The following is a 7,643-nucleotide window of genomic DNA, read 5'->3' on the forward strand; positions in this document are numbered from 1 at the left end:
GCTCCTACGGAAGCACAGGTTATCCGGTTAGAAGTCGTAGCGGCCGGTCACGCCAAGGGTTCGTGGCGTGCCCAACAGTCCCTCATAGCCGCCATTCCCCCCCGACCACAGCGTGGTGTAGTAGGTCTTGTCGAAGGCGTTTTTCAGCCATAGCGACACGTCCCACTGTCCCTGTTCATAGTTGCCACGCAGGCCGGTGGAGAGGTTGACCACCGCGTAGCTGGGGATCTGACCGTAGTCGGAATCCTCGACGGTGCCGACGGCCTTGGAGCGGAAGGCGTAGCTGCCGGTGACGTAGGGTTCGAGGCCGTTGTCCAGGTTCCATTTGTATTCGCCATTGGCGTTGCCGATCCATTTCGAGGCGCCGACCACCTGGTGGCCGCTGAGGTCGCAGGAGGCCGGGGCGCCCGGGCGCAGGCTGACTTCGGGTGGGCATGGCGCGTCCTTGTAGGACAGGTAACGCACGTCGTTGTAGGAGCCGTTGAGGTTGAGGGTCAGGCCACGGATGGGGACCAGCGTGCTTTCGAATTCCACGCCCCGCGAACGCACCGAGCCGGCGTTGGTCAGGTATTGCACACGGTTGTTGGCGTCGTAGGCGTTGGTCTGGTAGCCGTTGACCTGGGTCCAGAACAGGTTGGCGTTGAGTTGCAGGCGCTTGTCCCACAGGGTGCTCTTGAAACCCAGTTCGGCGTTGTTGGCGCGCTCGGTGCCGATCAGCAGCGAGTCGGCGCCCGCGGTGGGCGCCGAGCCGACCGCCAGGTTGACCCCGCCGGATTTCTCGCCGTGGGACAGGGTGGCGTAACCCAGCAAATCATCGGTGAAGCGGTAGCTGAGGTTGAGCAGGCCCGAGGGGCTGGTGCTGTACTGGTTGAGGTCGCCAGAGTCGTAGGCCCCGGCCCGCCCGCGCCGCGCGGTGGCCGCGGCACCGGTCACCGCGGCACCACCCACTGGCGCGTTGCGGGTTACCCAGGCGCTTTTCTCTTCATAGGTGCCGCGCAGGCCGGCGGTGAAATCCAGGCGCTCGGTGAGGTGCCAGGTGCCCTGGGCGAACAGCGCGAAGCTGTCGGTGCGGATATGCCCGTTGCCGATGCTGGTGACGTTGTTCAGGGCGCCGGTGGGCGTGCCGTTCCAGATGTCCGCCTTGGGTCCGTAATAGGCGAAGGATTTGTTATCGAGGTCGGAACCGAAGTAGTAGGCGCCGAGCACGTAATCGAAGAAACCGCCGGTCGGTGACGCCAGGCGGAATTCCTGGGACCACTGTTTATCCTCCACCGAAACCCCGGCGTTATAGCTGGCTGGCACATTGAGGCCGTCGTCGTTACGCGGGGTGAAGTCCCACCAGCGGTAGGAGCTGACCGAGGTCAGGGTGAAGTCGCTGGGCAGGGTCCAGTTGGCCTCCAGCGAGGTGCCGCCCTGGAACACCGTGACATGCTGATCGTTGTCCAGGTTGACCTTGCGGTGTGTGCCGTCGACCAGGGTGGCGCCGGCCGCGGTGGCCCGCGACTGGTACTGGTTGACGCCATTGATGGTCGGCCCGGTGCTGTATAGCACCCGGGTGCCGGCGCTGGAATCCTCTTCGTTGTAGTCGCCGATCCAGCGCAGGTTGAAGTTCTCGTTGGGCTTGAACAGCAACTGCCCACGGAAGCCCTGGCGCGAGCCGCCGTTGAGGTCATGGCCGTCGTGTTCGTTCTTGATATCGCCGTCGCTGCGGGTGCGATAGGCCGAAAAACGCCCGGCCAGCTCGTCGTTCAGCGGCCCGGAAATGGTGCCCTTGGTCTGGAAGTAGCCATCCTCGCCCACCGAGGTCTCGATGCTGCGCTCGGGGGTGAAGCTCGGTGCGCGGGTGCTGATGTTGATCACCCCGGCGGTGGTGTTCTTGCCGAACAGCGTGCCCTGGGGACCGCGCAGCACCTCCAGTTGCTCGATGTCCATCAGGTCGAACACCGCCATGCCCGGCCGTCCCAGGTAGACGTTGTCGATGTACAGCCCGACGCTGCCTTCCAGGCCATCGCTGGCCGGGTTGTTGCCCAGGCCGCGGATCGACACGCTGGACTGGCGCGCGTGCATGTAGGCGACGTTGACGCTCGGCACCAGCTGCTGCAGATCCTGGATGCGATAGACCCGCTGGCTCTCCAGGGCCTGGCCACCGATCACGCTCATCGGCGTCGGTACGTCCTGGGCGCTCTCCTCGCGACGCCGCGCGGTCACGGTCACGGTTTCCAGCTGGCCGCTGGCGGCGGGCCGGGCGGCATCGGTCTTGGCCGGGGCCTCGGCGGGTGTTTCGGCGTCGGCGGCATAGCCGTGGGACCAGCCGGCGCTACCGGCCAGCAGCAGGGCCAGCGGCAGGCGCTTGAGCCGTCGGGGCGAAGGGGGGGAGACAAGGTTCAACGGGCTCATGGGCGGCTCCTGGGCAAAAAAACAGACTGATCCGTATATTCTTTTAAGTTATTTATTTATGTTTTTAATAAGATTTACGGAATAAGAGATTGCCTTTATAAAGAGTCGACCTAATGCATAGCCAATGCATTTCCCCGATATTTTCAATGTGAAAAATGCATATCGATCTGCGCCAGCTCCGTCACTTCATCGCCCTCGCCGAACAGCGCAGCTTTGTCGCGGCCGCCTTGGCGGTGAACCTGTCGCAATCGGCCTTCAGCCGCAGCATCCAGGCCCTGGAACACAGCGTCGGCTGCCAGCTGGTGGATCGCGGGCGCAAGGACCTGGCGCCGACCAAACAGGGGTTGGTGCTGCTCGAACATGCGCGGCGGCTGGTCAGCGGCGCGCAGCAACTGGCCAACGAGATCAGCCAGTTCAACGGCCTGGAGGCCGGCGAGCTGCGCTTCGGTTGCGGGCCGGCGCCGGCGGCGGGCTTGATCCCGAGGGCCATCGGCAGCTTTATCGGGCGCTACCCCAAGGCGCGGGTGCAATTCCAGGTGGATGACTGGCAAACCCTGGGCAAACGCCTGCTCAGCGAAGAGTTCGAATTTTTCGTCGCCGATACCCGGCAGTTTGAAGCCAACCCGGATTACCTGACCCAGCGCCTGCGCCCGCGCAAATGGCATTTCTGCTGCCGCGCCGGGCATCCGCTGGCCGAGCAGGAAAGCGTCAGCGCCGCCGAGCTGATGAGTTACCCGCTGGCGGCGACCATCCGCCCGCCGAACCTGCGCAAGGTGGTGGTCGATCTCAGCGGTCGGCCGGATTTCGTTCCGAATGTGGAATGCGAGAACAGCTACAGCCTGCTCGGCGTGGTGATGCGCTCGGATGCGATCGGCATCATCGGCGCCTACAGCGATGCCCTGCACAACGCCCGGGGCGAGCTGGTGTGCCTGAAAATCGAAGGCCTGGCCGACGACCTGGAGGAGCTGTACACCCGCTACGGCATCGTCAGCCGCGCCGGCTACCGGCTGTCACCGCTGGCCGAGGCGATGATCGAGGAGATCAAGCGCACCGACGCGCTGGATGAGGATGTGTGTTCCCTGGAGAACTTCGCAGTCTGAAACACCAAACCTGTAGCCGCTGCCGCAGGCTGCGATAAGGCCGCAGGCCTTCAGCGATATTGAAATCGCCGCGCCCCTTCGGTGCGATCGCAGCCTGCGGCAGCGGCTACAGGGGGCGCCTTCGCCCATGCAGGTCGTGCATGAAAACCATGCGCCAAATGCGCTTGTCGTAACGCCCCGCGACAGCGAAAACCCTCACCTGTCTTTCGATCGGTGAAGCCCATGTCCAACCCCGTCCAACCCGTGCGCAACGTGCTGTACATCATGTGCGACCAGCTGCGTCGCGATTACCTGTCGTGCTACGGCCACCCCCATCTGCACACGCCGAACATCGACCGACTGGCCGCCGCCGGCGTGCGCTTCAGCCGCGCCTACACCCAGGGCACCATCTGCGGGCCGTCGCGGATGTCGGCCTACACCGGGCGTTATGTCAGCAGCCACCAGGTGGCGTGGAACGCCGTGCCGCTGCCCCTGGAAGAGCTGACCATCGGCGACTACCTGAGCCCCCACGGCATCCGCACCGCGCTGGTGGGCAAGACCCACGCCACGCCCAACCTCGATGCCCTGCAGCGCCTGGCGATCGACCCCGAGAGCCAGCAGGCCGAAGCCCTCAACGAGGTCGGTTTCGAACCTTACCTGCGCCACGACGGGATCTTCCCCGACAGCCCGCTGTTCGACGACAAACGCGAGTCAGCGCCCTACACCCATTACCTGCGCGAACAGGGCTACGAGGGGCGCAACCCCTGGCACGACTGGGCCAACGCCGCCGAAGGTGAACAGGGTGAAATCCTCAGCGGCTGGAAAATGCGCAACGCCCACTTGCCGGCTCGCGTCCCCGAGCAGCATTCGGAAACCGTCTACACCACCGACCGCGCCCTCGAGTTCATCCAAGAGCAGGGCGAGCAGCCCTGGTGCCTGCACCTGTCCTATATCAAGCCGCACTGGCCCTATATCGCGCCGGCGCCCTACCACGCGCTGTACAGCGCCGAGCAGGTTATCGCCCCGGTGCGCGCCGCCGCCGACGAGGCCAGCGACCACCCGGTGTATGCCGCCTTTCGCCAGCATCAGGAAAGCCAGAATTTCTCCCGCGATGAGGTGCGCCTGAACGTGGTGCCGACCTACATGGGCCTGATCAAGCAGGTGGACGATCAGCTCGGGCGCCTGTTCGACTTCCTGCAAAGCAGCGGGCGCTGGGACGACACCCTGATCGTGTTCACCAGCGACCACGGCGATTTTCTCGGCGATCACTGGCTGGGGGAAAAGGAGTTCCTGTTGGAGCCGGCAGTGGGTGTGCCATTGATCGTGCGTGACCCACGGGCGGCGGCGGATATCAGCCGCGGCACGCTGGACGAGCGCCTGGTGGAAACCATCGACGCCCTGCCGACCTTCCTCGACGCCCTGGGGCTGCCCGGTGCCGAACACCGGCTGGAAGGCCGCTCGCTGATCCCGCTGCTGCACGGTACGGCGGGCGACTGGCGCCGCTACGCCATCAGCGAATACGACTACGCGTTCCAGGCCCCGGCCCGCGAGCGCCTGGCCCAGCCCATCGACCGCTGCCGCATGACCATGGTGCGCAGCGAGCGCTGGAAATACCTGGCCTACGACGGCTTCCGCCCGCAGCTGTTCGACCTGCTCAATGACCCTCAGGAACTCCACGACCTCGGCGCCGACCCGGCCTATGCAGCGGTGCGCGAGGAGCATCTGGGCTATCTGTTCGACTGGCTGCGCGGGCTGAAGCGACGGACCACCATCAGCCACCAAGAAATCGACCTGCGTGGACAACGGTTTCGTTATGGCGAGCCGGAGGCGGAAAAGGTGGTGCAGATCGGGGTGTGGTGAGAGCGCCGCTGCGCGGCTGATCGCGAGCAAGCTCGCTCCTACAGGGACCGTACACAACCTGTAGGAGCGAGCTTGTTCGCGAAAAATCTCAAACTCACCACACACCCTGTAGCCGCTGCCGCAGGCTGCGATCGACCCGAAGGGGCGCGGCGGTCTCAAGATCGCCAAAGGCCTTCGGCCTTATCGCAGCCTGCGGCAGCGGCTACAGAGAGCCGTGACGGCCTCCGTCACAGCCCCTTGATGGTCTGGCTACGTTGCCCGTGCACACCCACCGGCACGTCGCCCTTGAGGGTTACGCGGCGTACCACGCGGTCCTGGGTGCCGTAGTCGTCGACCGCGTAATGCTGGGTCGAGCGGTTGTCCCAAATCGCCACGTCACCGGCGGTCCAGCGCCAGCGCACGGTGTTTTCCAGGCGGGTGACATGGCTTTGCAGCAGGTTGAACAGGTGCGCCGAATCGGCCTGGGTGTAGCCCTTGATGCGCTTGACGAAATGCCCGAGCACCAGGCTCTTCTCGCCGCTCACCGGGTGCACGCGCACCAGCGGGTGTTCGGTCTCGTAGACGGTGGAGGTGAACACCTTGCGATAACGCTCCAGCTTCTCCGCCGACACGTCCGGCTTGGCCCCGGCGTAATCGTATTCGTTGCTGTGCACCGCCCAGAGCTTGTCCGCCAGCTCGCGCAGCTCCGCCGGCAGTTCGTTGTAGGCGGTGGCGGTGTTGGCCCAGACCGTATCGCCGCCGGAGGCCGGCGCCACCACCGAACGCAGGATCGAGGCCTTCGGGTAGGCATCGACGAAGGTCACGTCGGTGTGCCAGGAGTTGGCGCGCTGGCCCTCGGCGCCGTCCAGTTCGAGCAGGTAACGGGTGCCGTCGCGCACCGGCACGGTGGGGTGCGCCACCGGCTCGCCGAGCAGGTGGGAGAAGGCTTCCTGGCTCTGGTCGTCGAGGTGGGTCTGGCCACGGAAGAAGATCACCTTGTAGTCCACCAGCGCCTGCTGGATGGCCTCGACCGTGGCGGCGTCCAGCTCGCCGGAGAGTTGCACGCCACGGATCTCGGCGCCGATACGGCCGGCCACCGGGTGGATCTCAAGCGCATGAACAGCGGGTTTAACGGCTAGTGCGGCATTGCTCATCGGGTCGACCCTCGTCTGACTGCTTACGGTTGAGCGGCAGCGAAACAACGCTCTATCTATATTCGATTTAGATCTAATAGATATTCACATGCTTCGTTGACGGAATAAGAGCTTGCATTTAAAACCTCATTCCTCACTCGTCGCAAATGCCTTCGGGCTATTTTTCGGATGCCGGGAAAGCATATGGATCTTCGCCAGTTGCGTTACTTCATCGCCCTCAACGAACACCGCAGTTTTGTCCGCGCGGCCGACGCCATGGGCATCACCCAGCCGGCCTTCAGCCGCAGCATCCAGGGCCTGGAGCAGGAGTTCGGCTGCGTGCTGGTGGACCGTGGCAACAAGGATTTGCGCCCCACGCCGGAAGGCCAGGTGGTGTTGCAGCACGCCCTGAGCCTGGTGCAGGGCGCGGCCTTGCTGAGCAGCGAAGTGACGCAGATGACCAAGCTCGACGCCGGCGAACTGCGCTTCGGTTGCGGCCCGGCGCCGGCGGTGAAACTGGTGCCCGACGCGGTGGCGCAATTCACCGGCATCCACCCCAAGGTGCGCATCTGCCTGGAGGTGGATAACTGGGAAAAACTCAGCCGCAGCCTGAGCCGCGAAGAGATCGAATTCTTTATCGCCGACATCCGCCATTTCGAGGCCGACCCGAACTTCCAGACCCAGCCCCTGACGCCCAAGCGCGGAGTGTTTTTCTGCCGCCCGGGGCACCCGTTGCTGGCCAAGGAAAGCCTGTCGACCAACGACATGTTCGACTACCCGCTGGCCACCACCCTGATCCCGCCGGGGATCCGCAAGCTGCTGGCAAACCTCAGCGGGCGCATCGACTTTTCCCCGACCATCCAGACCGAACACTTCCCGGCGCTGGTGAAGATCGTGCGCCAGTCCAATGCGATTGGCGTGGGCACCGAAGAGGCCTTCGTCGAGGACATCGAACAGGGCTCCCTGGCGCTGCTGCACTGGCGCAACCTGCCGCAGAACATCGAGAGCATGAACGCCCGCTGCGGCATCGTCAGCCGCACGGGATTCCGCCTGTCGCCAGCGGCCCGCAAGATGATCGAAGTGCTGGTGGCGGTGGATCGGCAGCAGGTCAGCATTGCGTCCTAGGACGCCATCGCCTGGGCGTCTCGGCGCTGATCACCCTGCTCTGCGTGGTGGTCAACTACCTGGCGCCGCA

5 protein-coding genes are annotated in these 7,643 nt (G+C 64.7%); 3 read left to right on the forward strand and 2 right to left on the reverse strand.

The features are described from left to right. Positions 1 to 27: 27 nt before the first annotated feature. Positions 28 to 2,397, reverse strand: a complete 2,370-nt coding sequence (locus PVZ80_RS27255) for a TonB-dependent receptor (RefSeq protein WP_210532699.1) — start codon at positions 2,395 to 2,397, stop codon at positions 28 to 30. Between the two features lie 155 nt (positions 2,398 to 2,552). Here PVZ80_RS27255 and PVZ80_RS27260 point away from each other — a divergent pair, with 155 nt between their 5' ends. Both PVZ80_RS27260 and PVZ80_RS27265 read left to right on the forward strand, forming a co-directional pair. Beyond that, the gene (locus tag PVZ80_RS27260) at positions 2,553 to 3,497 is read left to right on the forward strand and encodes a LysR family transcriptional regulator (protein ID WP_124314655.1); all 945 of its coding nucleotides are present in this window, start codon (positions 2,553 to 2,555) and stop codon (positions 3,495 to 3,497) included. Positions 3,498 to 3,719: 222 nt separating this feature from the next. Next, positions 3,720 to 5,336 carry an alkaline phosphatase family protein gene (locus tag PVZ80_RS27265; protein WP_273864826.1) on the forward strand — a complete coding sequence of 539 codons (1,617 nt, stop codon included), beginning with the start codon at positions 3,720 to 3,722 and terminating at the stop codon, positions 5,334 to 5,336. A 227-nt stretch (positions 5,337 to 5,563) separates the two neighbouring features. Here PVZ80_RS27265 and PVZ80_RS27270 read toward each other — a convergent pair whose 3' ends face one another. Further along, positions 5,564 to 6,469 carry a TauD/TfdA dioxygenase family protein gene (locus tag PVZ80_RS27270; protein WP_016705029.1) on the reverse strand — a complete coding sequence of 302 codons (906 nt, stop codon included), beginning with the start codon at positions 6,467 to 6,469 and terminating at the stop codon, positions 5,564 to 5,566. Between the two features lie 183 nt (positions 6,470 to 6,652). On the opposite strand from PVZ80_RS27270, the gene PVZ80_RS27275 reads away from it, so the two are divergent. Further along, complete coding sequence (locus PVZ80_RS27275; RefSeq protein ID WP_009046398.1) at positions 6,653 to 7,573, forward strand: LysR family transcriptional regulator; 921 nt, start codon at positions 6,653 to 6,655, stop codon at positions 7,571 to 7,573. The last annotated feature ends 70 nt before the right edge of the window (positions 7,574 to 7,643 follow it).

This window comes from Pseudomonas sp. B3G-3, from assembly GCF_028640915.1.
Taxonomy (GTDB): Bacteria; Pseudomonadota; Gammaproteobacteria; order Pseudomonadales; family Pseudomonadaceae; genus Aquipseudomonas; species Aquipseudomonas chlororaphis_I.